The following is a 26,723-nucleotide window of genomic DNA, read 5'->3' on the forward strand; positions in this document are numbered from 1 at the left end:
TGCCTGCCTGCCCAGCCCTTGGCGGCACGGTTGGCGTAGCGCGTTGGCCCACAGCGGCCTACGGCCGCTGTGGGCAGCAAGCCGCCGTCCGCGTTCAGTTGAGCTTGGCCTTCAGCAGCTCGCTGGCCTGCGCCGGGTTGGCCTTGCCCTTGGAGGCCTTCATGACCTGGCCGACCAGGGCGTTGAAGGCCTTGTCCTTGCCGGCCTTGTACTCCTCGACCGACTTCGGGTTGGCGGCGATGACCTCGGCGACGATGGCTTCGAGCGCGCCGGTGTCGTTCATCTGCTTCAGGCCCTTGGCCTCGATGATCGCGTCGACGCCCGAGGCATCGCCCGACCACAGTGCCTCGAACACCTGCTTGGCGGCGTTGTTGCTGATCGTGCCGTCCTGGATGCGGCTGATCAGCGCGGCCAGCGTGGCGGGGGCCACCGGGGCGTCGGCGATGTCGCGGCCTTCGGTGTTCAGGCGCTTGCTCACCTCGCCCATCAGCCAGTTGGCCACCAGTTTGGGCTGGCGGCAGGCGTCGCGCGCGGCCTCGTAGTAGCGGGCGAAGGCCAGGCTCTGCGTCATCATCGTCGCGTCGTAGGCCGGCAGGCCGTCCTGGGCGACGAAGCGCTCGGCCATCGCGCGGGGCAGCTCGGGCATCTCGCCCTTCACACGCTCCACCCACTCGGAGGCAATCACCAGCGGTGGCAGGTCGGGGTCGGGGAAGTAGCGGTAGTCGGCCGAGTCTTCCTTGCTGCGCATCGCCCGGGTCTCGCCCTTGTCGGGGTTGTAGAGCACCGTGGCCTGCTGGATGCTGCGGCCGTCCTCGATCTCGTCGATCTGCCAGTTGACCTCGTAGTTGACCGCATCCACCAGGAAGCGGAAGCTGTTGAGGTTCTTGATCTCGCGCCGCGTGCCGTAGGGCGCGCCGGGCTTGCGCACCGACACGTTCACATCGCAGCGGAACGAGCCCTCCTGCATGTTGCCGTCGCAGATGCCCAGCCACATCACCAGCGCGTGCAGCGTGCGGGCGTATTCCACCGCCTCCTGGGCCGAGCGCATGTCGGGCTCGGAGACGATCTCCAGCAGCGGCGTGCCGGCGCGGTTCAGGTCGATCCCCGACTGGCCGTGGAAGTCCTCGTGCAGGCTCTTGCCCGCGTCTTCTTCCAGGTGGGCGCGCGTCAGGCGGACCGTCTTCTTCGTCTCGCCGACGAAGAACTCGACGTGGCCGCCCTGCACCACCGGGATCTCGAACTGGCTGATCTGGTAGCCCTTGGGCAGGTCGGGGTAGAAGTAGTTCTTGCGGGCAAAGATGCTGAGCGGCGCCACCTTGGCGCCCACCGCCAGACCGAAGCGGATGGCCCGCTCCACCGCGGCGCGGTTGAGCACCGGCAGCGTGCCGGGCAGCGCCAGATCGACCGGGCTGGCCTGGGTGTTGGGCTCGGCGCCGAAGGCGGTGGCGCTGCCGCTGAAGATCTTGGACTGGGTGGACAGCTGGACGTGGTTCTCCAGGCCGATCACGACCTCGTAGCCACGCACGAGTTGGGGCGTTGTCATCTCAGAAGCCCTCCGGGGTGCGGAGGTGGACATCGGTGACCTGCTGCAGCGCGTTCGCGGCGTGCAGCAAGGTGCCTTCCTGGAAGTAGTTGCCGATCAGCTGAAGACCGACCGGCATGCCGCCCGCGCCGAAGCCGGCGGGCACGCTCATGCCGGGCAGGCCGGCCAGGCTGGCGGGCAGCGTGAAGATGTCGGCCAGGTAGGCCTGCAGCGGATCGCCGCCCTGCTCGCCGATGTGCCAGGCCACCGTGGGCGCCACCGGGCCGGCGATGACATCGCACTGCGTGAAGCAGCGCTGGAAGTCGTCGGCGATCATGCGGCGCAGCTTCTGCGCCTGCAGGTAGTAGGCGTCGTAGTACCCATGGCTCAGCACGTAGGTGCCGATCATGATGCGGCGCTTGACCTCGGCACCGAAGCCCTCGGCGCGGGTCTTGCGGTACATGTCCAGCAGGTCGTCGTAGCGCGCGGCGCGGTGGCCGAACTTGACGCCGTCAAAGCGGCTCAGGTTGGAGCTGGCCTCCGCGGGGGCGATGATGTAGTAGACGGGAATGGACAGCTCGGTGCGCGGCAGGCTCACATCCACCAGGGTGGCGCCGAGCGCCTCGAGCTGGGCCAGCGCGGCGCGCACCGCGCCGTTCACGTCGGCGGCCAGCGCCGCCGGGAAGAACTCGGCCGGCAGGCCGATGCGCAGGCCCTTGAGCGGCTGCGAGGCGGTGGCCCCGGCGCGCGGCGTGTTCATCAGTGCCAGGTAGTCGGGCGCGGGGCGCTCGGCGCTGGTGCTGTCGCGCTCGTCAAAACCGGCCATCGCCGACAGCAGCATCGCGCAGTCCTCGGCACTGCGCGCCATCGGGCCGGCCTGATCCAGGCTGGAGGCGAAGGCGATCATGCCGTAGCGGCTGCACACGCCGTAGGTGGGCTTGATGCCGGTCAGGCCCGAGAAGCTGGCCGGCTGGCGGATCGAGCCGCCGGTGTCGGTGCCGGTGGCGGCCGGAATCAGGCGCGCGGCCACCGCGGCGGCGGAACCCCCCGAGGAGCCGCCGGGCACCCGGGTGGTGTCCCAGGGGTTCTTCACCGGCTGGAAGGCGGAGTTCTCGTTGGCCGAGCCCATCGCGAACTCGTCACAGTTCAGCTTGCCCAGGCTCACCGTGCCGGCGGCCTTCAGGCGGGCCACCACGGTGGCATCGAAGGGGCTGCGGTAACCCGCCAGCATCTTCGAGCCCGCGGTGGTGGGCATGTCGGCGGTGACGAAGATGTCCTTGTGGGCGATCGGCACGCCGGTCAGCGGCCCGGCCTGGCCGGCGGCACGCGCCGCGTCGGCGGCCTGCGCGGCGGCCAGCGCGCTGTCGCGGTCCAGGTGCAGGAAGGCGCCCAGCTGCGCATGCGCTTCGGCGCGGTCCAGCAGCGCGGTGGTCAGCTCGACGCTGGAAGCCTCGCCCGCCGCCAGCGCGCGCGACGCGGCGGCCACGCCCAGGGTGTGCAGCGGCGCGCTCATTCGATCACCTTGGGCACGAGGAACAGGCCGTTCTCGACGGCCGGGGCGCTGCGCTGGTTGGCCTCGCGCTGGTTGGGCTCGGTGACGGCGTCCTCGCGCAGGCGCAGGTGCACGTCCATCGCCGCCGACAGCGGGGTGAACAGGGGCTCGACACCGCTGGTGTCCACCGCGCCCATCTGCGCGACGATGTCGAAGAAGCCGTTGAGTTGCGTGAGCATCGCCTGCTGCTCGGCGCTGGAGAGTTCCAGCCGCGCGAGGTGGGCGATGCGGTCCACGTCCTCGGGAGAGAGTGCCATGGTCGATGCGGGTGAATTGGCGCCTGGCGGTCCGGCCCTGTGTGGCCTGGAAACCGCCGGAAAGTGCCGGTTGCCGTGCGTAAAAATCGGGCAGCCGCCCCGGGTGAGCAGGGGGTGATGCGGTATTATCTCCGGTTATCCACAACCGCCCGTGGCGCGGGTGCCGGCAATGTCGTATCGCCGGCCGACAGCCACCATTGCCGCCCCACCCGATTCATGCATCGCCCCCTGGCCGATGGACCCGCTGTGCTGCCCGAAGAGGCTGCAGGGGTTCGCCTCGGGGCCGCCCTGACCTGACGCCTGTTTCATGTTCGCTTCGCTGCGCCGCTATTTCTCCACCGACCTCGCCATCGACCTGGGCACCGCCAACACGCTGATCTACGTGCGCGGCAAGGGCATCGTCCTGGATGAACCCTCGGTCGTCTCGATCCGCCACGAGGGCGGCCCGAGCGGCAAGAAGACCATCCAGGCCGTGGGCCACGAGGCCAAGGCCATGCTGGGCAAGGTGCCCGGCAACATCGAGGCCATCCGCCCGATGAAGGACGGCGTGATCGCCGACTTCACGGTGACCGAGCAGATGCTCAAGCAGTTCATCAAGATGGTCCATCCGCGCTCGGTGCTCAAGCCCAGCCCGCGGATCATCATCTGCGTGCCCTGCGGCTCCACCCAGGTCGAGCGCCGTGCGATCCGCGAATCGGCGCTGGGCGCCGGTGCCAGCGAGGTCTACCTGATCGAGGAGCCGATGGCCGCCGCGATCGGCGCCGGCCTGCCGGTGTCGGAAGCCTCGGGCTCGATGGTGGTGGACATCGGCGGCGGCACCACCGAGGTGGGCGTCATCAGCCTGGGCGGCATGGTCTACAAGGGCTCGGTCCGCGTGGGCGGCGACAAGTTCGACGAAGCCATCATCAACTACATCCGCCGCAACTACGGCATGCTGATCGGCGAGCCCACCGCCGAGGCCATCAAGAAGCAGATCGGCAGCGCCTTCCCCGGCTCCGAGGTCAAGGAGATGGAGGTCAAGGGCCGCAACCTCTCCGAAGGCGTGCCGCGCAGCTTCACGATCTCGTCCAACGAGATCCTCGAAGCCCTGACTGACCCGCTCAACCAGATCGTCAGCGCGGTCAAGAACGCGCTGGAGCAGACCCCGCCGGAGCTGGGCGCCGACATCGCCGAGCGCGGCATGATGCTCACCGGCGGTGGCGCGCTGCTGCGCGACCTGGACCGCCTGCTGGCCGAGGAAACCGGCCTGCCGGTGCTGGTGGCCGAGGACCCGCTGACCTGCGTGGTGCGCGGCTGTGGCATGGCGCTGGAGCGCATGGAGCGCCTGGGCTCGATCTTCACCAGCGAATAAGGCGCAGCCCCCGATGCAGGAGCCGGCACGTCACACACGGGGCCGGCTTCTTCGCTTCCACCCCCGCCCCCCGAACCGCGCCTGAGGCAGCATGCTGGGCACCCTCGACCGCACCCCGCCACCCTTCTTCCGCCAGGGCCCCTCGGCCCTGACGAAGCTGGTGCTGTGCACGGCGCTGGCGCTGTTCCTGATGGCGGCCGACGCCCGCTTCACGATGACCCAGCCGCTGCGCGCCGCCATGGCCACGCTGCTGCTGCCGGCGGTGCGCCTGCTCGACCTGCCGGTGGCGGGCTGGCGTGCGGCGCTGGACTATGCCGGCGGCCTGCAGGCCGCGCTGGGCCAGGTGCAGACGCTGGAGGCGCGGCTGGCCCAGCAGGCCGAGCGCTCCTCACGCGTCGAGCGCCTGACGCAGGAGAACGAGCGCCTGCGCGCGCTGCTGGAGCTGCGCCCGGCGGTCACCGTCAGGTCGCAGGCGGCCGAGGTGCTCTACGAGGCGCCCGATCCGTTCTCGCGCAAGGTCTTCCTGGACCGCGGCAGCCAGCACGGCATCGTCGCCGGCTCGCCGGTGATCAACGAGGACGGCGTGCTGGGCCAGGTGACCCGCGTCTACCCGCTGTCGTCCGAGGTGACCCTGCTGGTCGACAAGGACGCCGCGATCCCCGTGCTCAATGCCCGCACCGAGCACCGCAGCGCCGCCTTCGGCAGCGGCACCGGCCACACCATGGAGCTGCGCTTCATGGCCGGCAACGACGATGTGCAGACCGGCGACGTGCTGACCACCAGCGGCGTCGATGGCGTCTATCCCTCGGGCCTGCAGGTGGCGCGCGTCACCGCGGTGGACCGGCGCAGCGACTCGGCCTTCGCCCGCATCACGCTGGCGCCCACCGCGCTGCCCGACGGCGTGCGCCACGTGCTGGTGCTGGAGCCGCTGGCGGCGCAGCAGCCGCCGCGGCCGCAGCCGCCCGAGCCCGAGCGGGGCGCGTCCAAGCCGCACCGGGGAGGGCGCCGCTGATGATCATGCCGCGTGGCTCGGACCAGCTGCTGCTGCCGGTCAACCCCGTCTTCCTGTGGTTCACGCTGGTGATGGCGCTGCTGCTGAACATGGTGCCGCTGGGCCCGCACCCGGCGCTGCCCGACCTGGTGGCGCTGGTGCTGGTGTTCTGGAACGTGCACCAGCCGCGCCGCGTGGGGGTGATCGCCGCCTTCGTCTTCGGCCTGCTGGTCGACGTGCACCAGGGCGCGTTGCTGGGCCAGCATGCGCTGGCCTACACGCTGCTGTCCTTCCTGGCCATCACCATCCACCGTCGCGTGCTGTGGTTCAGCCTGGCCGAGCAGGTGCTGCACGTGCTGCCGCTGTTCGCCGCCGCCCACCTGGTGACGCTGCTGGTGCGCCTGGCCGCCGGCGACGGCCTGCCCGGCTGGAGCCTGCTGCTGGCGCCGGTGGCCGAGGCCCTGCTGTGGCCGGTGGCCAGCTGGCTGCTGCTGGCGCCGCAGCGCCGTCCGCCGGACCCGGACGAGAACCGGCCGCTGTGAGGCGCCTGCGCGCATGACAGAGTTGCGGAACCTCGAGCGCGAGCTGGACCGCTTCCGGCTGCGCGTGTTCGCCGCCGCGGCCTTCGTGCTGATCGGCTTCTCGCTGCTGGTGGCGCGCCTGGTCTACCTGCAGGTGCTGCGCCACGAGGAGCTGTCCACGCGGGCCGAGAACAACCGCATCGCGGTGGTGCCGATCGTGCCCAACCGCGGCCGAATCATCGACCGCAACGGCGTGGTGCTGGCCACCAACTACACCGCCTACACGCTGGAGATCACGCCTTCCAAGGTCGATGACCTGGAGGCCACGATCAATGCGCTGGCCGAGTTCATCGACATCCAGCCGCGCGACCGCCGCCGCTTCAAGCGCCAGCTCGACGAGAGCAAGAGCTTCGAGTCGCTGCCCATCCGCAACCGCCTGACCGACGAGGAGCTGGCGCGCTTCATGGCGCAGCGCTACCGCTTCCCCGGCGTCGACGTGAAGGCGCGGCTGTTCCGCAACTACCCCTACGGCGAGCTGGCCAGCCACCTGATCGGCTACATCGGCCGCATCAACCAGGCCGAGAAGCAGGCCATGGAGGACTGGGACGAGGAGACCCAGGCCAACTACCGCGGCACCGAGTACATCGGCAAGCTGGGCCTGGAACAGGCCTACGAGAGCCAGCTGCACGGCACCACCGGCTTCGAGCAGATCGAGACCTCGGCCGGCGGCCGCGCGGTGCGCCGCCTGGACAGCCTGCCGGCCACGCCGGGCAACACCCTGGTGCTGTCGATCGACATCAAGCTGCAGGCGCTGATCGAGGAGCTCTACGGCAGCCGCCGCGGTGCGCTGGTGGCGATCGATCCGCGCAACGGCGAGGTGCTGGCCTTCGTCAGCAAGCCCACCTTCGACCCCAACCTGTTCGTCGACGGCATCGACGTCGAGAACTGGCGCGAGCTCAACGAGTCGATTGACAAGCCGCTGCTCAACCGTGCGCTGCGCGGCACCTACCCGCCGGGCTCGACCTACAAGCCCTTCATGGCGATCGCCGCGCTGAACTCGGGCAAGCGCAGCCCCTCGGTGATCATCAACGACCCGGGCTATTTCATGTTCGGCGGCCACCGCTACGGCAGCCCCGAGAACGAGCGCGGCGGCGCGATGGACATGCGCCGCTCGATCGTCGAGTCGAGCAACGTCTACTACTACACGCTGGCCAACGAGATGGGGGTGGACCTGATCCATGACCAGCTCTCGCCCTTCGGCTTCGGCCGGCGCACCGGCATCGACCTGGAGGGCGAGGTCACCGGCATCCTGCCGTCCACCGAGTGGAAGCGCCGCACCTACAAGCGCCCCGAGCAGCGCAAGTGGTATGCCGGCGAGACGATCTCGCTGGGCATCGGCCAGGGCTACAACAGCTTCACGATGCTGCAGATGGCCAGCGCCATGGCCACGCTGGCCTCGGGCGGCCAGCGCTTCGAGCCGCGGCTGGTGCGCGAGGTCGAGGATCTGGTCTCGCGCGAGCGCCATCCGGTCGAGAAGAAGACGCTGGAGCCGCTGCCGCTGCGCCCCGAGCAGGTGCAGGTGGTGCTGCAGGCGATGAACGGCGTGACGATCGGCGGCACCTCGGCCCGCGTCTTCGCCGGCGCGCCCTACCAAAGCGGCGGCAAGACCGGCACCGCGCAGGCGGTGGGCATCCGCCAGAACGAGAAGTACAGCGCCGCGCGCGTGGCCGAGCACCTGCGCGACCACTCGCTGTACGTGGCCTTCGCGCCGCTGGAGCAGCCGCGCATCGCGCTGGCGCTGATCGTCGAGAACGCCGGTTGGGGCGCGGCCGCCGCGGCGCCCATCGCGCGCCGGGTGTTCGACTACGTGCTGCTGGGCCAGTACCCCAACGCCGACGACATCGCCGCCACCCAGAAGGGCCAGTCGGCGGCACCGACCGGCCCGAGCCGTGCGGTCGACAACGTGCCGCTGCCCACCGCCAGCAACGCCTCGCTGCTGGTGGCGGGCCCGGCCGCTTCGGCGCCGCCGGCGCCGGTGTCGGCAGCGTCGTCAGCGTCGGCGCCCCCGGCGGGTGCGGCCAGCGGAGGTGCACGATGAGCGTGGTGTTCGAGCGGCCGTCGCTGTGGCAGCGCCTGCGGCCGGTGTTCAGCGGCTTTGACCTGCCGCTGATGCTGGGCCTGCTGGTACTGGCGGTGCTGGGCATGGTGACGATGTATTCGGCCGGCTTCGACCACGGCACCCGCTTTGTCGACCACGGCCGCAACATGCTGATCGCCGGCCTGGTGCTGTTCGCGGTGGCGCAGGTCTCGCCGCAGCGCCTGATGCAGCTGGCGGTGCCGCTGTACACGCTGGGCCTGGCGCTGCTGGTCGCCACCGCGCTGTTCGGCATCACCAAGAAGGGCGCGACGCGCTGGCTGAACCTGGGCATCGTGATCCAACCCAGCGAGATCCTGAAGCTGGCGATGCCGCTGATGCTGGCCTGGTGGTTCCAGAAACGCGAGGGGCAGTTGCGCACGCTGGATTTCATCGCTGCCGGCGTGCTGCTGCTGGTGCCGGTGGGGCTGGTGGTCAAGCAGCCCGACCTGGGCACGGCCATCCTGATCCTCAGTGGCGGCCTGTACGTGATCTTCTTCGCCGGCCTGTCCTGGCGGCTGATCGTGCCGGTGGTGCTGGCGGCGGCGGTGGGCATCGCGGCGCTGGTCACCTTTGGCGACGCGATCTGCGAGCCCGACGTGAAATGGCCGCTGCTGCGCGACTACCAGAAGCACCGCGTGTGCACCCTGCTCGACCCCAGCAAGGACCCGCTGGGCAAGGGTTTCCACATCATCCAGGGGATGATCGCGATCGGCTCGGGCGGCCTGACCGGCAAGGGCCTGATGCAGGGCACGCAGACCCACCTCGAGTTCATCCCCGAGCGCACCACCGACTTCATCTTCGCCGCGTTCGCCGAGGAGTTCGGCCTGCTGGGCGTGCTGACGTTGATCGCCACCTTCAGCTTCGTGCTGCTGCGCGGCCTGACGATCGCCGCCGAGGCGCCCACGCTGTTCACCCGCCTGCTGGCCGGGGCGATCACGCTGTCGATCTTCACTTACGCCATGGTCAACATGGGCATGGTCAGCGGCATTCTGCCGGTGGTGGGCATTCCGCTGCCCTTCATCAGCTACGGCGGTACCGCCATGACCACGCTGGGGCTGGCGCTGGGCATGCTGATGTCGATCGCCCGCAGCCGACGCCTGATGCAGAGCTGAGCGCCCGCCTGTCGCCCGTTCGAGCGACAGGCGCTGCGCGGCGACATTCTCCTGGAGATGTGCCCCCCCAGGCCTTGGGATGTCGTCCGGGAGGGCCACAGCGCACCATGCCGGCACCTGCACAAGCCGTGCAGTCTTACCCAACGGAGTAACGCATGAAGACCAAGATGATCCTGGGCCTGTCGCTCGCCGCCCTGACCTCCTTCTCCCACGCTGCTGGCCTGAACGTCATGTTTGACGGCTTCTGCGACGGCGTCAGCGTGTCGGTTGTCAACGGCATCGCCTTCGGCACCGAGACCGGCTGCGTCAACGGCGCCGCCGTTGGCACGACCGGCAAGGTCAAGGTCCAGGGCAAGGCCTACACGCTGAGCCTGAACCACGTGCCCAACCACATCTACGTCCTGCAGACGGACACCAGCGTGTGGACCATCTACGCGCCGGACGGCAGCGTGCTGCAATCGGGCACCTTCTCGAACGCGCTGGCTGCGCGCGCCCCGGGCGGCAAGGCCACCGGCCAGTAATGCCCTGCACGGCCGCCGCAGGCGGTCTGGTGCATGAACACCCGCCCGGCCTTGGCCGGGCGTTTTTCATGGGGCGGCCTCGTCCAGGCTGAGCGGAAAGCGCAGCGTGAAGCGCGCGCCCGGCCGCTCGCCCGCCGGCGCCAGCCGCGCCGCCGAGATGCTCAGCTCGGCGCCATGCCGCTCGGCGATCTCCTTGACGATGGCCAGTCCCAGGCCGCTGCCATCCACCTCGGTGCCCAGCGCCCGGTAGAAGGGCTGCAGCACCAGCTCGCGCTCGCCCTCGGGGATGCCCGGGCCATTGTCCTCGACCTCCAGCACCACCACCTGGCCAAAGGGGTCGGGCGTGATGCGCACCGTGACCGTGCCGCCCTCGGGCGTGTACTGCAGCGCGTTGTCGACCAGGTTGCGGATCGCCTCGCGCACCAGCAGCGGCTGACCGGTCAGGCGCGGCGCGCCGTCGGCGCTGTCCGGCCCTTCGTAGCCCAGGTCGATGCGCTTGTCCATGGCCTTGGGCACGAAATCCTGCACGGTCTCGGTGGCCAGGCGCACCAGGCTGTAGGCCTGCTGGCGCCGGGCCTGCTCCTGGTCCTCGGCGCGCGCCATGGACAGCAGCTGGTTGACCATGTGGGCGGCGCGCTGGCTGCTCAGCGAGATCTGCTGCAGCGAGCGCTTGACCGACTTCGGGTCGGAGCCAGCGTCGATCTCCCGCTGCGCCAACTCGGCCTGGGTGCGCAGGCCGGCCAGCGGCGTCTTCAGCTGGTGCGCGGCGTCGGCCAGGAAATGCTTGTGGGTGGCCATCGACTGGTCCAGCCGGGCCAGCAGGTCGTTGATCGAGCGCACCAGCGGCGCCACCTCCTCGGGCGCGTCGTGTTCGTCGATCGGGCTCAGGTCGCCGCTCTCGCGCTGGCGGATGCGCTGCTGCAGCTGGTTCAGCGGGGCGATGCCGCGCGCCAGCGCAAACCACACCAGCAGCACCGCCAGCGGCAGGATCACGAACTGCGGCAGGATCACGCCCTTGATGATCTCGGTGGCCAGGCGCGAGCGCTTGTCCAGCGTCTCGGCCACCTGCACCAGCAGCACCCGCGGGTGGCTGCCGGGACGCAGCGCGGCGATGCGCACCGACTCGTTCTGCAGTGATTCGTCGCGGAAGGCCAGCTCGCCCACCACCAGGCGATCAAGTTCCGGCGGCGGCAGTTCGCGGTCACCCGCCAACAGCTCGCCGCGCGGCCCCAGGACCTGGAAGTAGACGCGGTCCACATCATCGCTGCGCAGCAGTGCGGCGGCCGATTCGGGCAGCTTCAGCGGCGCATTGGGCGCCGCGGCCACCGACTCCACCGCCATCTGCTGGGCAATCATCCGGGTCAGCTGGCCCAGGTCGCGGTCGTAGGGCCGGGCGGCGATGTTCTGGGCCACCAGCCAGGTCAGTGCCACGCTCATCGGCCACAGCAGCAGCAGCGGGGCGAGCATCCAGTCGAGGATCTCGCCGAACAGCGAGTGCTGTTCGCGCGGGGCCGGGCCCGGGGCAGCCAGGGGCGGAAAGACGCGCATGCCCGCTCAGCCGCGCGCGACGCCGGTCACGCGGCGATCTTCTCGAGGCAGTAGCCCAGGCCGCGCACGGTGGCGATGCGGATCGGGCCCTGCTCGATCTTCTTGCGCAGGCGGTGGATGTAGACCTCGATCGCGTTGTTGCTGACCTCTTCGCCCCACTCGCACAGGCGCGCCACCAGCTGGTCCTTGCTGACCAGGCGGCCGGCGCGCTGCAGCAGCACCTCGAGCAGCGAGATCTCGCGTGCCGAGAGCTCGATCATCTGGTCGTTGATATAGGCCACGCGGCCGGTGGCGTCGAAGGTCAGCGGGCCATGCTTGATCACGCTCGAGGCGGTGCCCAGCCCGCGGCGGGTGAGGGCGCGCACCCGCGCCTCCAGCTCCTGCAGCGAGAAGGGCTTGGCCATGTAGTCATCGGCGCCCAGGTCCAGCCCCTTGACGCGCTGCTCGACCGAATCGGCGGCGGTGAGGATCAGCACCGGCATCGACGAGCCGCGGCCGCGCAGCTTGCGCAGCACCTCCAGGCCGTGCATCCGCGGCAGGCCCAGGTCCAGGATCACCAGATCGAACTCGTGGGAGGCCAGCGCCGCGTCGGCCTCGGTGCCGCTGCTGACTTGGTCCACCGCGTAGCCGTTGCCGCGCAGCGTGCGCAGCAGGCCATCGGCCAGCACCTGGTCATCTTCCGCTATCAGGATGCGCATGGCATGTCTCCACGGGGCTCTCGTTATGGTCCAGCGCGGGCCGGTGAGCCGATTTTAGGCAGGCGCCGGGGCCCTGTCTGTCGACACTCACCCGGTACTGTACGAATATCCAGCTTTGCTGCCATAATCGCGCCGAACTCAGGAGATCACCATGGACTCGCCCACCAAGACCCTCAACCCGGAAAAGGCCAAGGCCCTGCAGGCCGCGCTGGCCCAGATCGAGAAGCAGTTCGGCAAGGGCTCGATCATGCGCCTGGGCGAGGGCGAGGCGGTCGAGGACATCCAGGTTGTCTCCACCGGCTCGCTGGGCCTGGACATCGCGCTGGGCGTGGGCGGTCTGCCGCGCGGCAGGGTGGTCGAGATCTACGGCCCCGAATCCTCGGGCAAGACCACCCTCACGCTGCAGGTGGTGGCCGAGATGCAGAAGCTCGGCGGCGTCGCTGCCTTCATCGACGCCGAGCACGCACTGGACACCGGCTACGCCCAGAAGCTGGGCGTGAACCTGCAGGAGCTGCTGATCAGCCAACCCGACACCGGCGAGCAGGCCCTGGAAATCGTCGATTCCCTGGTGCGCTCCGGCGCGGTGGACCTGGTCATCATCGACTCGGTCGCCGCCCTCACCCCCAAGGCCGAAATCGAAGGCGAGATGGGTGACCAGCTGCCCGGCCTGCAGGCCCGCCTGATGAGCCAGGCGCTGCGCAAGCTGACCGCCACCATCAAGAAGTCCAACTGCATGGTGGTCTTCATCAACCAGATCCGCATGAAGATCGGCGTGATGTTCGGCAGCCCCGAGACCACCACCGGCGGCAATGCGCTGAAGTTCTACTCCTCGGTGCGCCTGGACATCCGCCGCATCGGCTCGATCAAGAAGGGCGACGAGGTCATCGGCAACGAGACCCGCGTCAAGGTCGTCAAGAACAAGGTCTCGCCGCCGTTCAAGGAGGCCGAGTTCGACATCCTCTATGGCGAAGGCGTCAGCCGCGAGGGCGAGATCATCGACCTGGGCGTCAATGCCCGCATCGTCGAGAAGTCCGGCTCCTGGTACTCGTACAACGGCGAGAAGATCGGCCAGGGCAAGGACAACGCCCGCGAGTTCCTGAAGGAGAACCCCGACCTCGCCCATGAGATCGAGAACAAGGTTCGCGAGGCGCTGGGCGTGCGTCTGCTGCCCGCGCCTGTGGCCACCGAGTAATCCCCGCCCGGCGCGGTCGGCATGGCCCGCGAGCCCCTGGGCCTGAAGGCCTACGCGCTGTCGCTGCTGGCACGGCGTGAGTACAGCCGCCAGGAGTTGCGCGGCCGCCTGCTCGCCCAGGCGCGCAAGCGCGCGCTCTGGGCGGCCACCGACCCCCTGGGGGGGGCCGCCGATCCACTGCAGGCCTTCTTCGACGGCGCTGCCGAGCCACCCACCCCCGCCGAACCCGATCCCGAGGCCCTGGCCGCCGAGGTCGACACCGTGCTCGACTGGCTGGCCGAACGCCGCCACCAGAGCGACGCGCGCTTCGTCGAATCACGCGTCCATGCCCGCGCGCCCAAGCTGGGGCAGGCGCGCATCCGCCAGGAGCTGGCCCGCCACGGCGTCGAGCTCGATGCCGACACCCAGCAGGCCCTGAAGGACACCGAGGCCGAGCGCGCCCGCGAGGTCTGGCGCAAGCGCTTCGGCGAGCCCGCCACCGACCCTGCCGAGCGGGCGCGCCAGATGCGTTTCCTGGCGGCCCGGGGCTTTGCGCCGGCGCTGATCCGGCGCATCGTGGGCGGGCGCGACGACGACTGAACGGCCCCCGCCCGGCTTTCACGATGCAAGATGCTGCATCGCAACATGCGTGCTACAGTGCCGGCCGGTCTGAAACCGCCCTGAAACCTGCCACTTCCCGGGCGAGGACGGGCCGACCCCGGCGGTCGACCCGTCAGCCAATTGGCAGAAAAGTGCCGCACAATCCGGCGCCGGCGAGCAGTGTGCATCGATATTCCGTCATGTGAAACGACACGCCTGCTCATTCGTCCTGAACCCACGACAAGCCTCCCATGAAGATCCACGAGTACCAAGGCAAGGAAATCCTGCGCCAGTTCGACGTGCCGGTGCCCCGCGGCTACCCGGCATTCAACGTGCAAGAGGCCGTCGAAGCGGCACAGAAGCTGGGTGGTCCGGTCTGGGTCGTGAAGGCCCAGATCCACGCGGGCGGCCGGGGCAAGGGCGGCGGCGTCAAGGTCACCAAGACGCTCGACGGCGTCAAGGACCTGGCCGGCCAGATTCTGGGCATGCAGCTGGTCACGCACCAGACTGGCGCTGAAGGCCAGAAGGTCCGCCGTCTGTACATCGAGGAAGGCGCGGACATCCAGAAGGAGTACTACGTCTCCATCGTGACCGACCGTGCCAGCCAGAAGGTGGCCTTCATCGCCTCGAGCGAGGGTGGCATGGACATCGAGGAGGTCGCGCACAGCACCCCCGAGAAGATCATCACCGAAGTGATCGATCCGCTGACCGGTCTGGGTGACGCCCAGGCACGCAAGATCGCCGCGGCGGTCGGCCTGCCGGCAGGCTCGCACGACCAGGCCGTCAAGCTGTTCCAGAACCTGTACCGCTGCTACATGGAGACGGACGCCTCGCTGGTCGAGATCAACCCGCTGAACTGCGACTCCAAGGGCAACCTGATCGCCCTGGACGCCAAGTTCAACTTCGACGCCAACGCCCTGTTCCGTCACCCCGAGATCGTCGCCTACCGCGATCTGGACGAAGAGGATCCCGCTGAAGTCGAGGCCTCCAAGTTCGACCTGGCCTACATCAGCCTGGACGGCAACATCGGCTGCCTGGTCAACGGCGCCGGCCTGGCCATGGCCACGATGGACACCATCAAGCTGTTCGGCGGCGAGCCGGCCAACTTCCTGGACGTTGGCGGCGGCGCCACCGCCGAGAAGGTCACCGAGGCCTTCAAGATCATGCTGAAGAACCCGGACGTCAAGGGCATCCTGGTCAACATCTTCGGCGGCATCATGCGCTGCGACACCATCGCCGAAGGCGTGATCACCGCCTGCAAGGCCGTCAACCTGCAGGTGCCGCTGGTCGTGCGCATGAAGGGCACGAACGAGGAACTGGGCAAGAAGATGCTGGCCGAATCCGGCCTGCCCATCATCGCCGCCGACACCATGGCCGAAGCTGCGACGAAGATCGTCGAGGCGGTCAAGTAATCCAGCCCAGAACCGACCAGGAACACATCATGTCGATCTTCATCAACAAGGACACCAAGGTCATCACCCAGGGCATCACGGGCAAGACCGGTCAGTTCCACACCCTGGGCTGCCAGGCCTACGCCAACGGCAAGAACTGCTTCGTTGCCGGCGTGAACCCCAAGAAGGCGGGCGAGAAGTTCTCCGAGATCCCCATCTACGGCACCGTCAAGGAAGCCGCCCAGCAGACCGGCGCCACGGTGTCGGTGATCTACGTGCCGCCCGCCGGCGCCGCAGCCGCGATCTGGGAAGCCGTCGAGGCTGACCTGGACCTGGCCATCTGCATCACCGAAGGCATCCCCGTGCGGGACATGCTGGAAGTGCGCAACAAGATGAAGGCCAAGGAAGCCGCCGGTGGCAAGAAGACCCTGCTGCTGGGCCCGAACTGCCCCGGCCTGATCACCCCGGAAGAGATCAAGATCGGCATCATGCCCGGTCACATCCACCGCAAGGGCCGCATCGGCGTGGTCTCGCGCTCGGGCACGCTGACCTATGAAGCGGTGGCGCAGCTGACCGAAATCGGCCTGGGCCAGTCCAGCGCCGTCGGCATCGGTGGCGACCCGATCAACGGCCTGAAGCACATCGACGTGATGAAGGCTTTCAACGACGATCCGGACACCGACGCCGTGATCATGATCGGCGAGATCGGCGGCCCCGACGAGGCCGAGGCCGCCCGCTGGGTCAAGGCCCACATGAAGAAGCCGGTGGTCGGCTTCATCGCCGGTGTCACCGCCCCTCCGGGCAAGCGCATGGGCCACGCCGGTGCGCTGATCTCGGGCGGCGCCGACACCGCCGATGCCAAGCTCGCCATCATGGAAGAGTGCGGCTTCACGATCACCCGCAACCCGTCGGAGATGGGCCGCCTGCTCAAGGGCCTGCTCTGATCTGCCAGATCTGACCGTGTCCAGGCCGCGCCGTGCGTAGTGGTACGTACGGCGGCGGCCGCCACAGTCGCTAGACTTCCGCCCAGGGCGGGAGGCCTCACGGTCTCCCGCCCTGTGTCATTCCTTACCCCCCACACCCGGAGACGCCCATGGACCTGACCTCGCCCGCCTTCTGGGGTGCGCTCGGCTCGATCATCCTGGCCAACATCCTGCTGTCCGGCGACAACGCGGTGGTCATCGCCCTGGCGGCCCGCTCGCTGCCGCCCCAGCAGCAGAAGAAGGCCATCTTCTGGGGCAGCGGCGCTGCCATCGTGATGCGGATCGTGCTGACGATCGCTGCCGCCCAGCTGCTGCGCCTGCCCTTCCTGAAGATCATCGGCTCGCTGCTGCTGATGTACATCGGCGTCGACCTGCTCAACGAGGGCGACGACGACGGCGAGGTCGGCCACGAGGGCAACACCGGCATGTTCGCCGCGATCCGCACCATCCTGGTTGCCGACCTGGTGATGAGCCTGGACAACGTGCTGGCCGTGGCCGCCGCTGCGCATGGCGACAACACGCTGCTGATCATCGGTCTGGCCATCAGCATTCCGCTGATCATCTTCGGCAGCACCATGCTGCTGAAGGTCATGCAGCGCTTCCCGATCATCATCACGCTGGGCGCGGCGCTGCTGGGCTTCCTGGCCGGCGAGATGCTGCTGTCCGACCCGGCCGTGGTCGAGCGCCTGGGTGAGCTGCCGCACGCCCTGGTCAATGGCGTGGCCGTGGTGTGTGCGGTGGCGGTGGTGGCGATCGGCCGCTACCTGGCCGGCCGCAAGGGCCGCGACACCGCCGAGACCGCGAGCGCCTGACCCGCGCCCTGCAAGGCCCGCCGTGGCGTGCGGTCTTGCACGGCGCCGCCAGCGCCGATCTGCTCTAATTGATAGCTTGAAGGGGAGTAGCCCCGTGCGGCGCGCCTGACCCGGCCGCCCCACGTGTCGCATCGTCAATACGAGGCCGAAACGGTCTCCGGTGCGACAGGCCCGCCGCCATGGCGGGCCGAGCAAGACCTTCGAACCAGCACCGTCGCACGGTGCGGCTCGAAGGTCGGCCAGCCCAGCCCTGGCCCCTGCCGATGTCTTCCGTGCGCGGTGCGTCACCCGACCCACCCACCCGGAGACTCCCCATGGACTTCCTGCTCGATCCGCAACTCTGGATCGCCGTCGGTCAGATCATCATGATCGACATCCTGCTCGGCGGCGACAACGCCGTCGTCATCGCCCTGGCCTGCCGCAAGCTGCCGCCGGCGCAGCGCACCCAGGGCATCCTGTGGGGCACCGCCGGCGCGATCGTGCTGCGCGTGGTGCTGATCTTCTTCGCCCTGACCCTGCTGGCCATTCCCTTCCTGAAGCTGGCCGGCGCCGCGCTGCTGGTGTGGATCGGCGTCAAGCTGATCGCCCCGGGCCAGGACGAGGGCCACGGACAGATCGAGGGCAGTGACCGCCTCTGGGGCGCCGTCAAGACGGTCATCGTGGCTGACCTGGTGATGAGCGTCGACAACGTCATCGCGATCGCCGGCGCGGCCCAATCGGCGGGCGGCGACCACCAGATGCCGCTGGTCATCTTCGGCCTGCTGGTCAGCATCCCGATCATCGTCTGGGGCAGCCAGCTGGTGATCAAGCTGATGGACCGCTTCCCGGCGATCATCACCGCCGGCGGCATGCTGCTGGGCTGGATCGCCGGCACCATGGCGGTCACCGACCCCGCCCTGCTGGCCCACCTGCCCACGGTGCCCGCCGCCCGCCCCGAACTGCCGCCCGAGGTGAGCGCCACGCTGCGCTATGGCGCGGGCATCGCGGGCGCGCTGCTGGTCTACCTGATCGGCCAGATGGTGCAGGCCCGGCAGCAGCGCCGCGAGCACGCCACGTCCTGATCCTGGCGCACTCGTGATCCAGCGCAGCCGCATCCCCCCAACTGGGGACGGCTGCCCCCCGAAAGCGGGGGCACCCCTGTGTTAAGGTCCCACGACCTGATGACCCGAGTGGTAGGTTTGCGAGATGCCCCTGACCGGCGCCGGCTTCTGGCAGCGTGCGTTCCGCCTGTGGCAGCGGCCGCCGGACACCGAGCCCGAACCCCGCCCGCCCATGCCCGGCGAAATGCCGGGCCTGCGCATCGGCGGCTTCTCGCTGGTGCGCACGATCGCCCAGGGCGGTTTTGGCGAACTGCACCTGGCCACCGATGTCGCCTCGGGACTGCCCGTCGCGCTGAAGACCGTGCGCTTCGCCGGCCACGACCTCACCCGCGAGCGCTTCCTGGCTGAAGCCGCCGCCGCGGCGCGCCTGAGCCACGAGGCCATCGTCGCCACCTATGCCGCCGGCATCGAGGGGCAGGGCGAGCAGGCCTTCGGCTGGATCGCGATGGAATGGGTCTCCGGCCACGACCTGGGCCGCTACGCCAGCACCCCGCGGCTGCTGCCCGAGCGCCTGGCGCTGGAGCTGCTGGCGCGGGTCGCCGACGGCCTGGCCTACGCCCATGCGCAAGGCGTGGTGCACCGCGATCTCAAGCCCAGCAACATCCTGGTCAACCTGGCGCAGAACGTGGTGAAGATCGCCGACTTCGGCTGCGCCCGCCTCAGTGACGCCGACCGCAGCCGCTCCGGTGTGCTGATCGGCTCCCCGGTCTACATGGCGCCGGAGCAGGTGCTGGGCGGGGCGGTCGATGGCCGCTGCGACCTCTACGCCCTCAGCGCCCTGAGCTGGCAGCTGCTGACCGGCCAGCCGCCACTGACGGCCACGTCGCTGGGCGAGTTGCTGCAGGCCATCGTGCACCGCGCCCCCGAACCTTTGGCCCGGCTGCGGCCCGACCTGCCGCCGCTGCTGTCCGACATCCTGCAGCGCGGCCTGGCCAAGGCCGCTGCCGACCGGCAGAGCGATGCCGCGCACTGGGCGCGCGAGATTCGCCTCGTTGCCGCCACACTGCCGACGACTCTGACCACGCCGGACGCGCCATCCTCGGGGCTCCCAAGGCACAATGACTGATTCCCCTTCCTCCCCCACGCCCGCCGCCGACGTGCCCCCCCTGCTCGAATTTGCCAGCCTGACCGACACCGGCCGCGCACGGCACAACAACGAGGACACGGTCAAGCTCGACCCCGTGCTGGGTCTGGCCGTGCTGGCCGACGGCATGGGCGGCTACAACGCGGGCGAGGTGGCCAGCGACCTGGCCGCCGGCCGCGTGCTGGAGCAGCTCTCGGCCTGGCTGCGCCAGTCGCCCGGTCCGCACGACGACGACAGCATCCGCCGCGCCCTGGCCGAGGCCACGCAGCAGGCCAACCAGGCAGTGCACGAAGCCGCCGGCAGCCGCGCCGAGTACACCGGCATGGGCACCACGCTGGTGTCGGCGCTGTTCGCCACCGATTCGGTCTGGATCGCCCACGTCGGCGATTCGCGTGCCTACCGCCTGCGGGGCGCGCTCTTCGAACAACTCGGACGCGACCACTCGCTGCTGCAGGAACAGATCGACGCCGGCCTGCTCACGCCCGAGGAAGCCAGCTACTCCATGCACCGCAACCTGGTCACCCGGGCGGTGGGCGTCGAGCCCGAGGTGCTGGCGGATGTGCACGCCCACGACCTGCGCGGCGGCGACGTCGTGCTGCTGTGCTCCGACGGGTTGTCCGACATGCTGCCGGACGTCGTCATCGCGCAGGTGATGCGCAGCCACGAGTCGCTCGAGGCCATGGCCCAGGCCCTGGTGGACGCCGCCAACGCCGCGGGTGGACGGGATAACATCGCCGTCGTGCTGGCCCGGGTGCGCGGAGGTCTGACCCGGGCCGGACGCGGCTGGTGGCCGTTCCGCCGCTGACGTCCGCCCGGTGACACGACACGAAACAAGGATTCCCATGAGCAAGCTGGTCGTCTCCCTCGACAACGTGGTGATCAAGGAGTTCCAGATCACCAAGGACCGCACCACGCTCGGCCGGCGTCCCTACAACGACATCGTCATCGACAACCTGGCGGTCAGCGGCGAGCACGCGGTGTTGCTGGCGGTGGGCGACGACGTCTACATCGAAGACCTCAACAGCACCAACGGCACCTACATCAACGGCAAGGCGATCAAGAAGCAGCTGCTGGTGCACAACGACACCGTCGAGATCGGCAAGTACCGCATCAAGTACCTGACCGAAGAGGTGGCCGACTACGAGAAGACCATGGTCCTGCGCCCCGGCCAGCAGCCCGCCAGCGGGCCGGCCACGGTGCCGCCGTCGGTGTCGATGCTGCCGGCCTCGATCAAGGTGCTCAACGGTGGCGCTGCCGGCCGCGAGGTGCTGCTGACCAAGGTCGTCACCACGGTGGGCAAGCCGGGCATGCAGGTGGCGTCCATCTCCAAGCGCCCCAACGGCTATGTGCTGGCGCATGTCGAAGGCAGCGCCCGGCCGTCGATCAACGGCAGCCAGCTGACCGAGGACGTGGCGCCGCTGAAGAACGGCGACATCATCGATCTGGCCGGCACCCAGATGCAGTTCATCCAGGGCTGACGGCACGCCGTCCGGTCGTCTGTCGGCTGCGCCCATGCTGCGCCGACTGACCCGCCGCAGCGGCCCCTGGCTGGCGGCCCTGCTGTGGTTGATCCCGCTGCTGCTGAGCGCCGTGCACGGCCCCTGGGCGCTGCTGGACCGGCTGGAATGGCTGAGCGACGACATCCGCCTGCGGGTGCTGGCGCCCGAGCCGGCCGCACCACACCCCGACATCGCGATCGTCGACATCGACGAGGCCAGCTTGCAGGCCCTGGGCCGCTGGCCCTGGCCGCGCCAGCGTCTGGCCGCGCTGGCCGAGGAACTGTTCGCCCGCCAGCGGGTGGCGGCGCTGGGCTTCGACATGGTCTTCGCCGAGCCCGACGACGGCCACGCCGCCGCGCTGCTGGCCCAGGTGCCGGCCCACAGCCCGCTGCGCCCCGCCGCCCAGGCGCTGGCGTCCACGCTGGGCGGCGACCGGCCGCTGGCCGACGCGCTGCGCGGTCGTCCGGCGGTGCTGGGCTGGTACCTCAGCGCCGACCGCGGCGGCCAGCGCCTGGGCCCGGTGCCGCCGCCGGCCGCCACCGTGCCCGGCGGACGTCCCACCCCCGGCCTGCCGCACTGGAGCGGCCACGCCGCCAACCTGCCGCTGCTGGCCGAGGCGGCGCCCCGCCAGGGCATCTTCAACGCGCTGCCCGACGGCGACGGCGTGGTGCGCTCGGTGGCCGCGCTCAGCCGCCTGGATGATGGCCTGCACGAGTCGCTGGCGCTGGCGCTGTGGCGCGTGGCGGTGGGCGGGCCGGCACTGAGCGTGGACTGGCGCGACGGCCCGCGCGCGCTGGAGCTGGCCCGGCTGCGCTACCAGGGCGCCAGCGGCGAGCGGGTGCTGCTGCCCGACCTGCGCGGCGCGCTGCGCGTGCCCTTCCAGGGCCAGGGCGGGCCGCAGCAGGGGCGGTTTCGCTACCTCAGCGCCGCCCGGCTGCTGGCGGGCGAGCTGCCGCCCGGCCGCCTGGCCGGTCAGCTGGTGCTGCTGGGCAGCTCCGCGCCGGGCCTGGGCGACCTGCGGCCCACACCCATCCACCCGGCCATGCCCGGCGTCGAGATCCACGCCCACCTGCTGGCCGGCCTGCTGGACGGCCAGCTCAGCCACCGGCCCGACTGGGCCGGCGCCCATGCCGCGCTGGCCGGCACGCTGCTGCTGCTGGGGGCCACCGCGCTGGCCCTGGCGCTGCCGGTGCCGGCGGCGATGGCCGCGATGACCGCGCTGGCCGGCGCCACCGTCGCCGCCACGCTGTGGGCCGAGGCCCGGCTGGGCCTGTTGCTGCCGTTGACGCTGCCGCTGCTGCCGGCCGTGCTGCAGTTCATCGGCGTGATGGCCGCCAACCAGGTGCAGGAGTGGCGGCGCCGCCAGCGTGTCGAGGCGCTGTTCGGCAGCTACCTGCCCCCCGAGCGCGTGCGCCAGCTGGTGCGCCAGCCCGAGGCCACGCCCGAGCTGGCCGAGCACCGCGAACTCAGCGTGCTGTTCTGCGACCTGCAGGGCTTCAGCGGCCTGGCCGAGCGGCTCGAGCCGATGGCGCTGCGCGACCTGCTCAACCGCTTCTTCTCCACCGCCACCGAGGTGGTCCAGGCCCAGGGCGGCACGCTGGACAAGTTCATCGGCGACGCGGTGATGGCCTTCTGGGGGGCGCCGCTGCCCCAGCCCGACCACGCGGCGCGCTCGGTGCGCGCCGCCGTGGCGCTGCATGCGTCGATGGGCCCGCTGAACGACGCGCTGCGCGCCCAGGGCCTGCCCGAGGTGCGGTTCGGCATCGGTCTGGCCAGCGGCTGGGTCTGCGTGGGCGACCTCGGGTCGCGGCTGCGCCGCAGCTACACGGCGGTGGGCGACGCCGTCAACGTGGCGGCCCGCCTCGAGGCCCTGACCCGCGAGACCGGCCTGCCGGTGCTGGTGTCCCAGTCCACGCGCGACCTGGCGGCGCCGCTGCTGCCGGGCTGGCTGTGGCTGCAGGTCGACAGCCTGCCGATCCGCGGCCGGGTGCAGGTCGTGACAGTCTTCACGCCGCTGGCCCCCGAGGAGGGGCAGCGCAGCGACTTCGAGCAGCAGCTGCGCATTTGGCATCTTGCGCTGGACGCGGCGGCGCAGCACCATCACGGGACGGCGGCACAATGCCTTGATCAACTGGACGCCCTGGTCCAGGATCAGCGGGTGGCGGTCGTGCCGGGCCTGCCGGCCTTGCTGCAGCGCCTGCGCGATCGCCTGTCCCCCACACCATGAGCAATTTCCTGGCCCAGCCCGCCGCTCCCGTCGTTCCCGCCGCGTTGCCCGAGACGCGTCCGGCCACGGTGCGGGTGCTGGGCTGCTCCGGGTCGATCGCGCGCGACTGCCGCACCACGGCCTTCCTGCTCGACGACGACGTCCTGATCGACGCCGGCACCGGCGTGGGCGACCTCAGCCTCGATGAGCTGCTGCGTGTCGACCACGTGCTGCTGAGCCATTCGCACCTTGACCACGTGCTGGGCGTGCCGCTGCTGGCCGACAGCGTGCTGCGCCGCCGCCAGGGCCGCGGCCCGATCCAGGTGCATGCGCTGCCGCAGACGCTGGCGGTGCTGCGCCAGCATCTGTTCAACGACCTGCTCTGGCCCGACTTCACCCGCCTGCCGCAGCCGGCCCAGCCGGTGCTGAGCCTGCATGAGCTGGCGGTGGGCCAGACGCTGGAGCTGGGGGCCCAGCGCCGCCGCATCCGCGTGCTGCCGGCCCGCCACACCGTGCCGGCGGTCGGCTACGCGGTGCTGGGCACTGGCGGCGACTTCGTCTACACCGGCGACACCGGCCCCAACCCCGCGCTCTGGGAGGCCCTGCGCGGCCTGAACCTGCGCCAGCTGGTGATCGAGATCGCCTTCTCCGAGGGCGATCGCGCGATCGCCACCGACAGCCTGCACCACTGCCCGTCCACGCTGGCGGCCGAGCTGGCGCAGGTGCCGGGCGAGGTCGAGGTGCTGCTGACCCACGTCAAGCCTGGCGAGATGCCCACGGTGCTGGCCGAGCTGGCCGCCCGCCTGGGCCCGGGCCGCGCGGTCACCGCGCTGCGCGCCGGCCAGCGCCTGAACCTGGGCTGACAAGAAATGTCACATCTGCCGCCGGGCTGACAGCTTGCGGCAGCCGGACCTGACAAGCTTGGTCGCCGGGCGTGCAAAGTTCACTTGAAAACCGCCTCGCCGGGCTGGCACGGGAATCGCACTGTGTTTGTCACGCAGTTCACCTGTTCAACCCAAGTCCCTTTCCAAGGAGCTGACCATGAAGCGAGTCCAACAAGGCTTTACCCTGATCGAACTGATGATCGTCGTGGCGATCATCGGTATCCTGGCCGCCGTCGCGCTGCCCGCCTACAACGACTACACGACCCGCGCCCAGGTCGCTGAAGCCGTGGAACTGGCCGGTGGCCTGAAGCAGCCGCTGTACGACTACACGATCGACCGCAACGCGCTGCCGACCGCCTTCATCGCCCCTCCGGGCACCCCGGGCCCGACCGAGCTGAGCGCCACCCTGAAGGGCCGCTACTCGAAGTTCGACTCGGTCACCGGCACCCTGCCGAACATCGCCATCCAGTACAGCATGCAAGAAGGCCAGGCCAAGACCTACGTGGTGGTCTTCAAGTCGGCTGACAGCGGCGCGACCTGGGAATGCGTGACCGGCACCACCGTGCCGAACAAGTGGCGCCCGACCGCCTGTAAGGCGACCTGATGACGGATACGGCGGTGAGTGCCTGACACCCACCGCCACCGCACGGTACCAACGCCCCGGCTTGCCGGGGCGTTTGTCATTGGGCGCCCGGTGCAGGCCACAGCGGCGTCAGCCGCCCGTGCGACCAGAAGCGCGGCTGCGTGCGCGGCGCCTGACCATCGGCCAGCGACTGCTTCAGCCGCTCGTCCAGCGTGGGCCACTGCGCACTGGTCAGCACGGCCGCGCCCGCCAGCAGCGCCAGCACCAGGCCGCGGGTGCAGGCGGCCATCCATGCCGAGGCCGCCGGCCTGGCCGGCGCCTCGCCAGCGCCCATCAGCGCGCCCCAGGCCAGCGCCAGCCAGACCTGCGACACCGGCATCACCGCATTGCCCGAGAACTGCGCATCCACCAGGCTGGCCAGCACCGCCCACAGGCTGGCCGTGAAGGCCAGCGCCGGCCCGGTGGCCAGCGCCGCCTGCCAGGCGCGCCAGCGCTGGCGCAGCCACACGCCCAGCACGGTCAGCAGCGCCAGCACGACGACCGCGCCCCACTCGGCCAGCAGCTGCAGCGGCAGCTGGTGCGGGTGCATCGCATAGCGGCTGGGTTGCGCCGCCAGGTGCATCGGGCCGATGCCCCACCAGGGGTGGCCCAGCCACTGCTGCCAGGCGGCGTGCCACAGCGTCAGGCGCGCCTGGTCGTTGACCGAGGACACCAGCCGCCCGGCCGCTACGCCGTCGCTCGCCAGGCCCAGCAGCGCCGGCGCCGCCCGCCAGACCAGCGCATACACCCCCACCGACAGCAGCAGCCCCGGCAGCAGGCGCCGCGCCAGCAGCGCGCGCGCCGGCCGGCCGACCGCCGCCACCAGTGCCAGCGCCAGCAGCAGCGCCAGCTCGGTGGCCCGGCCGCCGCTGGCCCACAGCACCGCGCCGCCGCAGGCCAGCGCCAGCGTGGCCAGGCGCCGCGCCGGTGGCGTGTCGCCTGCCCAGGCCAGGCCCACCAGCGTCAGCGGCAGGCTCAGGGTCTGCACATGGTTCAGGAAGCGCAGGTTGTCGTAGCCCTGGCCCAGCAGGTCGGGCCGCGGGGCGATGCCGCCCAGCAGGCCCAGCACGGCCATCAGCACCTCCAGCCCGCCCTGCAGCGCGCTGGCCGCCAGCAGCGTCCAGCCCAGGGCTTCGCGCCAGCGTCCGCCTGCGCGGACCAGGTCGGCCACCAGCAGCGCCACCACCACCATGCCCACCCACTGCGCCAGCTCCAGCGCGGCCCAGCCCGGCTGTGGCGCCAGACCCACCAGCGCCAGTGCCGCCAGCAGCAGCGCCAGCGCCAGGGCCGCGCCGCGCAATGACGGCGCCCCGGCCCGCCGCCACAGCGCCAGGCCGGCCGCCAGCCACAGCAGCATCTGCAGCGCGCGCGCCAGATCGTGGCCGGTGCGCAGGCTCATCAGGCCGGGCAGCCAGGGCACCACCAGCAGATACAGGAACAGGGCCCCGCGGGCCCCGGTGATCGACCATGGCATCGGCCAGTCCCTCCGTGGCGCGGATTGTCGGCCCCACCGGGTGCTGCCGGCGCGCGTCAGCCCGCCACGCCGATGTGACGAAGTTCGTCGGCCACCACCGCCGATTCGTGAAAAACTGCCCACTCCAGCGCGGGCACGACTTTCGCATGGGTCGGGGCAGACCTCGGCCGATGCCTACCATCGGGAGAACACCATGCCCACGCACACCTCCTCCAGGCGCCTCGCGCGCGGTTTCACGCTGATCGAGTTGATGATCGTCGTCGCGATCATCGGCATCCTGGCCGCCGTGGCGCTGCCGGCCTACCAGGACTACGTCGCCCGGGCCCAGGTGGCCGAGGCGGTGGAGCTGGGCGCCGGCCTGAAGCAGCCGCTGATGTCCTTTGGCAACGAGAACAAGAGCTGGCCCACCGGCGGCTTCATCGCGCCGCCGGGCGACGCTGCAGCCGATCAGATCCAGGCCACGCTCAAGGGCCGCTATTCCGAGGTCACGCCCAGCGTCTCTGGCGCCTACCCCAGCGGCACGGTGCAGGTGAAGGTGACCGAGGGCCGGGCTGCCGGCTACTACGTCAAGTACGCCACCGCCGATGGCGGCATCACCTGGACCTGCAACACTGGCGACATGCCGGCGCGCTACCTGCCCACTGCCTGCAAGGCCACCTGAGGCCGCGCCACGGCGCGCCCTTGCGC

25 protein-coding genes are annotated in these 26,723 nt (G+C 70.4%); 19 read left to right on the forward strand and 6 right to left on the reverse strand.

Annotation, left to right across the window (positions count from 1 at the left end; all coding sequences use genetic code 11):
* Positions 1-94: 94 nt before the first annotated feature.
* The 3 genes from gatB to gatC are packed head-to-tail and all read right to left on the reverse strand — an operon-like array spanning position 95 to position 3,331.
* A complete protein-coding gene (gatB, locus tag KAK03_RS19190; protein WP_210856322.1) occupies positions 95-1,543 on the reverse strand; it encodes an Asp-tRNA(Asn)/Glu-tRNA(Gln) amidotransferase subunit GatB in 1,449 nt (482 codons plus the stop codon).
* A gap of 1 nt (position 1,544) precedes the next feature.
* Positions 1,545-3,035 (reverse strand): Asp-tRNA(Asn)/Glu-tRNA(Gln) amidotransferase subunit GatA, encoded by a 1,491-nt coding sequence (gene gatA / locus KAK03_RS19195; RefSeq protein WP_210856323.1) that lies wholly within the window; start codon positions 3,033-3,035, stop codon positions 1,545-1,547.
* Positions 3,032-3,331 (reverse strand): Asp-tRNA(Asn)/Glu-tRNA(Gln) amidotransferase subunit GatC, encoded by a 300-nt coding sequence (gatC, locus tag KAK03_RS19200; RefSeq protein ID WP_210856324.1) that lies wholly within the window; start codon positions 3,329-3,331, stop codon positions 3,032-3,034. Before gatC ends, gatA begins: the two co-directional genes overlap by 4 nt.
* Positions 3,332-3,638: 307 nt before the next feature.
* Between gatC and KAK03_RS19205 the strand changes: the two genes are divergently transcribed.
* The 6 genes from KAK03_RS19205 (at position 3,639) to KAK03_RS19230 (ending at position 9,964) form a co-directional block, all read left to right on the forward strand.
* Positions 3,639-4,682 (forward strand): rod shape-determining protein, encoded by a 1,044-nt coding sequence (locus KAK03_RS19205; RefSeq protein WP_210856325.1) that lies wholly within the window; start codon positions 3,639-3,641, stop codon positions 4,680-4,682.
* Between the two features lie 91 nt (positions 4,683-4,773).
* On the forward strand, positions 4,774-5,694 hold the full coding sequence (mreC, locus tag KAK03_RS19210; RefSeq protein WP_210856326.1) for a rod shape-determining protein MreC: 921 nt from the start codon (positions 4,774-4,776) through the stop codon (positions 5,692-5,694).
* On the forward strand, positions 5,694-6,215 hold the full coding sequence (gene mreD, locus KAK03_RS19215; RefSeq protein ID WP_210856327.1) for a rod shape-determining protein MreD: 522 nt from the start codon (positions 5,694-5,696) through the stop codon (positions 6,213-6,215). The genes mreC and mreD overlap by 1 nt, the downstream gene beginning before the upstream one ends.
* 13 nt (positions 6,216-6,228) lie before the next feature.
* The gene (mrdA, locus tag KAK03_RS19220; protein ID WP_210856328.1) at positions 6,229-8,292 is read left to right on the forward strand and encodes a penicillin-binding protein 2; all 2,064 of its coding nucleotides are present in this window, start codon (positions 6,229-6,231) and stop codon (positions 8,290-8,292) included.
* Positions 8,289-9,443, forward strand: a complete 1,155-nt coding sequence (gene rodA, locus KAK03_RS19225) for a rod shape-determining protein RodA (RefSeq protein ID WP_210856329.1) — start codon at positions 8,289-8,291, stop codon at positions 9,441-9,443. Before mrdA ends, rodA begins: the two co-directional genes overlap by 4 nt.
* Before the next feature lie 155 nt (positions 9,444-9,598).
* Entirely contained in the window at positions 9,599-9,964 is a 366-nt protein-coding gene (locus tag KAK03_RS19230; protein WP_210856330.1) for a hypothetical protein, read from the forward strand.
* A gap of 66 nt (positions 9,965-10,030) precedes the next feature.
* Here KAK03_RS19230 and KAK03_RS19235 read toward each other — a convergent pair whose 3' ends face one another.
* Together KAK03_RS19235 and KAK03_RS19240 are read right to left on the reverse strand one after the other, a co-directional pair.
* A complete protein-coding gene (locus KAK03_RS19235; protein WP_210856331.1) occupies positions 10,031-11,512 on the reverse strand; it encodes a sensor histidine kinase in 1,482 nt (493 codons plus the stop codon).
* A gap of 26 nt (positions 11,513-11,538) precedes the next feature.
* Complete coding sequence (locus tag KAK03_RS19240; protein ID WP_210856332.1) at positions 11,539-12,210, reverse strand: response regulator; 672 nt, start codon at positions 12,208-12,210, stop codon at positions 11,539-11,541.
* Between the two features lie 151 nt (positions 12,211-12,361).
* On the opposite strand from KAK03_RS19240, the gene recA reads away from it, so the two are divergent.
* From recA to KAK03_RS25105, 12 genes are all read left to right on the forward strand, one after another.
* Positions 12,362-13,402: a recombinase RecA gene (recA, locus tag KAK03_RS19245; RefSeq protein ID WP_210856333.1), complete on the forward strand. Its 1,041-nt coding sequence runs from the start codon at positions 12,362-12,364 to the stop codon at positions 13,400-13,402.
* 21 nt (positions 13,403-13,423) lie between these two features.
* The gene (locus tag KAK03_RS19250; protein WP_247661292.1) at positions 13,424-13,981 is read left to right on the forward strand and encodes a regulatory protein RecX; all 558 of its coding nucleotides are present in this window, start codon (positions 13,424-13,426) and stop codon (positions 13,979-13,981) included.
* 251 nt (positions 13,982-14,232) lie between these two features.
* Positions 14,233-15,393: an ADP-forming succinate--CoA ligase subunit beta gene (gene sucC / locus KAK03_RS19255; RefSeq protein WP_210856334.1), complete on the forward strand. Its 1,161-nt coding sequence runs from the start codon at positions 14,233-14,235 to the stop codon at positions 15,391-15,393.
* A gap of 29 nt (positions 15,394-15,422) precedes the next feature.
* On the forward strand, positions 15,423-16,316 hold the full coding sequence (sucD, locus tag KAK03_RS19260; protein WP_210856335.1) for a succinate--CoA ligase subunit alpha: 894 nt from the start codon (positions 15,423-15,425) through the stop codon (positions 16,314-16,316).
* Between the two features lie 149 nt (positions 16,317-16,465).
* A complete protein-coding gene (locus tag KAK03_RS19265) occupies positions 16,466-17,167 on the forward strand; it encodes a TerC family protein (protein ID WP_210856336.1) in 702 nt (233 codons plus the stop codon).
* Between the two features lie 314 nt (positions 17,168-17,481).
* Positions 17,482-18,228, forward strand: coding sequence for a TerC family protein (locus KAK03_RS19270; protein WP_210856337.1), 747 nt, complete (start codon positions 17,482-17,484; stop codon positions 18,226-18,228).
* A 124-nt stretch (positions 18,229-18,352) separates the two neighbouring features.
* On the forward strand, positions 18,353-19,333 hold the full coding sequence (locus KAK03_RS19275; protein ID WP_210856338.1) for a serine/threonine-protein kinase: 981 nt from the start codon (positions 18,353-18,355) through the stop codon (positions 19,331-19,333).
* Complete coding sequence (locus KAK03_RS19280) at positions 19,326-20,156, forward strand: Stp1/IreP family PP2C-type Ser/Thr phosphatase (RefSeq protein WP_210856339.1); 831 nt, start codon at positions 19,326-19,328, stop codon at positions 20,154-20,156. Before KAK03_RS19275 ends, KAK03_RS19280 begins: the two co-directional genes overlap by 8 nt.
* A gap of 37 nt (positions 20,157-20,193) precedes the next feature.
* Complete coding sequence (locus KAK03_RS19285) at positions 20,194-20,829, forward strand: FHA domain-containing protein (RefSeq protein WP_210856340.1); 636 nt, start codon at positions 20,194-20,196, stop codon at positions 20,827-20,829.
* 34 nt (positions 20,830-20,863) lie between these two features.
* On the forward strand, positions 20,864-23,077 hold the full coding sequence (locus KAK03_RS19290) for a CHASE2 domain-containing protein (RefSeq protein ID WP_210856341.1): 2,214 nt from the start codon (positions 20,864-20,866) through the stop codon (positions 23,075-23,077).
* Complete coding sequence (locus tag KAK03_RS19295) at positions 23,074-23,919, forward strand: MBL fold metallo-hydrolase (RefSeq protein ID WP_210856342.1); 846 nt, start codon at positions 23,074-23,076, stop codon at positions 23,917-23,919. The genes KAK03_RS19290 and KAK03_RS19295 overlap by 4 nt, the downstream gene beginning before the upstream one ends.
* Positions 23,920-24,097: 178 nt before the next feature.
* Positions 24,098-24,544 (forward strand): pilin, encoded by a 447-nt coding sequence (locus KAK03_RS25105; RefSeq protein ID WP_310738668.1) that lies wholly within the window; start codon positions 24,098-24,100, stop codon positions 24,542-24,544.
* Between the two features lie 76 nt (positions 24,545-24,620).
* On the opposite strand, the gene KAK03_RS19305 is transcribed toward KAK03_RS25105, so the two are convergent.
* The gene (locus KAK03_RS19305; protein ID WP_210856343.1) at positions 24,621-26,036 is read right to left on the reverse strand and encodes an O-antigen ligase family protein; all 1,416 of its coding nucleotides are present in this window, start codon (positions 26,034-26,036) and stop codon (positions 24,621-24,623) included.
* Positions 26,037-26,229: 193 nt separating this feature from the next.
* On the opposite strand from KAK03_RS19305, the gene KAK03_RS25115 reads away from it, so the two are divergent.
* Positions 26,230-26,697, forward strand: coding sequence for a pilin (locus KAK03_RS25115; RefSeq protein WP_210856344.1), 468 nt, complete (start codon positions 26,230-26,232; stop codon positions 26,695-26,697).
* The last annotated feature ends 26 nt before the right edge of the window (positions 26,698-26,723 follow it).

The organism is Ideonella alba, assembly GCF_018069845.1.
GTDB classification, from domain to species: Bacteria; Pseudomonadota; Gammaproteobacteria; order Burkholderiales; family Burkholderiaceae_C; genus Ideonella; species Ideonella alba.

Excerpts from the sequence above, each read along its gene's own strand:
- KAK03_RS19275 (WP_210856338.1), top strand. The coding sequence starts at position 18,353 with ATGCCCCTGACCGGCGCCGGCTTCTGGCAGCGTGCGTTCCGCCTGTGG.
- KAK03_RS19240 (WP_210856332.1), bottom strand. The coding sequence starts at position 12,210 with ATGCGCATCCTGATAGCGGAAGATGACCAGGTGCTGGCCGATGGCCTG.
- gatB (WP_210856322.1), bottom strand. The coding sequence starts at position 1,543 with ATGACAACGCCCCAACTCGTGCGTGGCTACGAGGTCGTGATCGGCCTG.
- KAK03_RS19270 (WP_210856337.1), top strand. The coding sequence starts at position 17,482 with ATGGACTTCCTGCTCGATCCGCAACTCTGGATCGCCGTCGGTCAGATC.
- KAK03_RS19230 (WP_210856330.1), top strand. The coding sequence starts at position 9,599 with ATGAAGACCAAGATGATCCTGGGCCTGTCGCTCGCCGCCCTGACCTCC.
- KAK03_RS25105 (WP_310738668.1), top strand. The coding sequence starts at position 24,098 with ATGAAGCGAGTCCAACAAGGCTTTACCCTGATCGAACTGATGATCGTC.
- sucD (WP_210856335.1), top strand. The coding sequence starts at position 15,423 with ATGTCGATCTTCATCAACAAGGACACCAAGGTCATCACCCAGGGCATC.
- gatA (WP_210856323.1), bottom strand. The coding sequence starts at position 3,035 with ATGAGCGCGCCGCTGCACACCCTGGGCGTGGCCGCCGCGTCGCGCGCG.
- KAK03_RS19280 (WP_210856339.1), top strand. The coding sequence starts at position 19,326 with ATGACTGATTCCCCTTCCTCCCCCACGCCCGCCGCCGACGTGCCCCCC.
- mrdA (WP_210856328.1), top strand. The coding sequence starts at position 6,229 with ATGACAGAGTTGCGGAACCTCGAGCGCGAGCTGGACCGCTTCCGGCTG.
- recA (WP_210856333.1), top strand. The coding sequence starts at position 12,362 with ATGGACTCGCCCACCAAGACCCTCAACCCGGAAAAGGCCAAGGCCCTG.
- KAK03_RS25115 (WP_210856344.1), top strand. The coding sequence starts at position 26,230 with ATGCCCACGCACACCTCCTCCAGGCGCCTCGCGCGCGGTTTCACGCTG.
- gatC (WP_210856324.1), bottom strand. The coding sequence starts at position 3,331 with ATGGCACTCTCTCCCGAGGACGTGGACCGCATCGCCCACCTCGCGCGG.
- KAK03_RS19235 (WP_210856331.1), bottom strand. The coding sequence starts at position 11,512 with ATGCGCGTCTTTCCGCCCCTGGCTGCCCCGGGCCCGGCCCCGCGCGAA.
- rodA (WP_210856329.1), top strand. The coding sequence starts at position 8,289 with ATGAGCGTGGTGTTCGAGCGGCCGTCGCTGTGGCAGCGCCTGCGGCCG.
- KAK03_RS19285 (WP_210856340.1), top strand. The coding sequence starts at position 20,194 with ATGAGCAAGCTGGTCGTCTCCCTCGACAACGTGGTGATCAAGGAGTTC.
- KAK03_RS19305 (WP_210856343.1), bottom strand. The coding sequence starts at position 26,036 with ATGCCATGGTCGATCACCGGGGCCCGCGGGGCCCTGTTCCTGTATCTG.
- KAK03_RS19205 (WP_210856325.1), top strand. The coding sequence starts at position 3,639 with ATGTTCGCTTCGCTGCGCCGCTATTTCTCCACCGACCTCGCCATCGAC.
- mreC (WP_210856326.1), top strand. The coding sequence starts at position 4,774 with ATGCTGGGCACCCTCGACCGCACCCCGCCACCCTTCTTCCGCCAGGGC.
- KAK03_RS19265 (WP_210856336.1), top strand. The coding sequence starts at position 16,466 with ATGGACCTGACCTCGCCCGCCTTCTGGGGTGCGCTCGGCTCGATCATC.
- KAK03_RS19250 (WP_247661292.1), top strand. The coding sequence starts at position 13,424 with ATGGCCCGCGAGCCCCTGGGCCTGAAGGCCTACGCGCTGTCGCTGCTG.
- sucC (WP_210856334.1), top strand. The coding sequence starts at position 14,233 with ATGAAGATCCACGAGTACCAAGGCAAGGAAATCCTGCGCCAGTTCGAC.
- mreD (WP_210856327.1), top strand. The coding sequence starts at position 5,694 with ATGATCATGCCGCGTGGCTCGGACCAGCTGCTGCTGCCGGTCAACCCC.
- KAK03_RS19290 (WP_210856341.1), top strand. The coding sequence starts at position 20,864 with ATGCTGCGCCGACTGACCCGCCGCAGCGGCCCCTGGCTGGCGGCCCTG.
- KAK03_RS19295 (WP_210856342.1), top strand. The coding sequence starts at position 23,074 with ATGAGCAATTTCCTGGCCCAGCCCGCCGCTCCCGTCGTTCCCGCCGCG.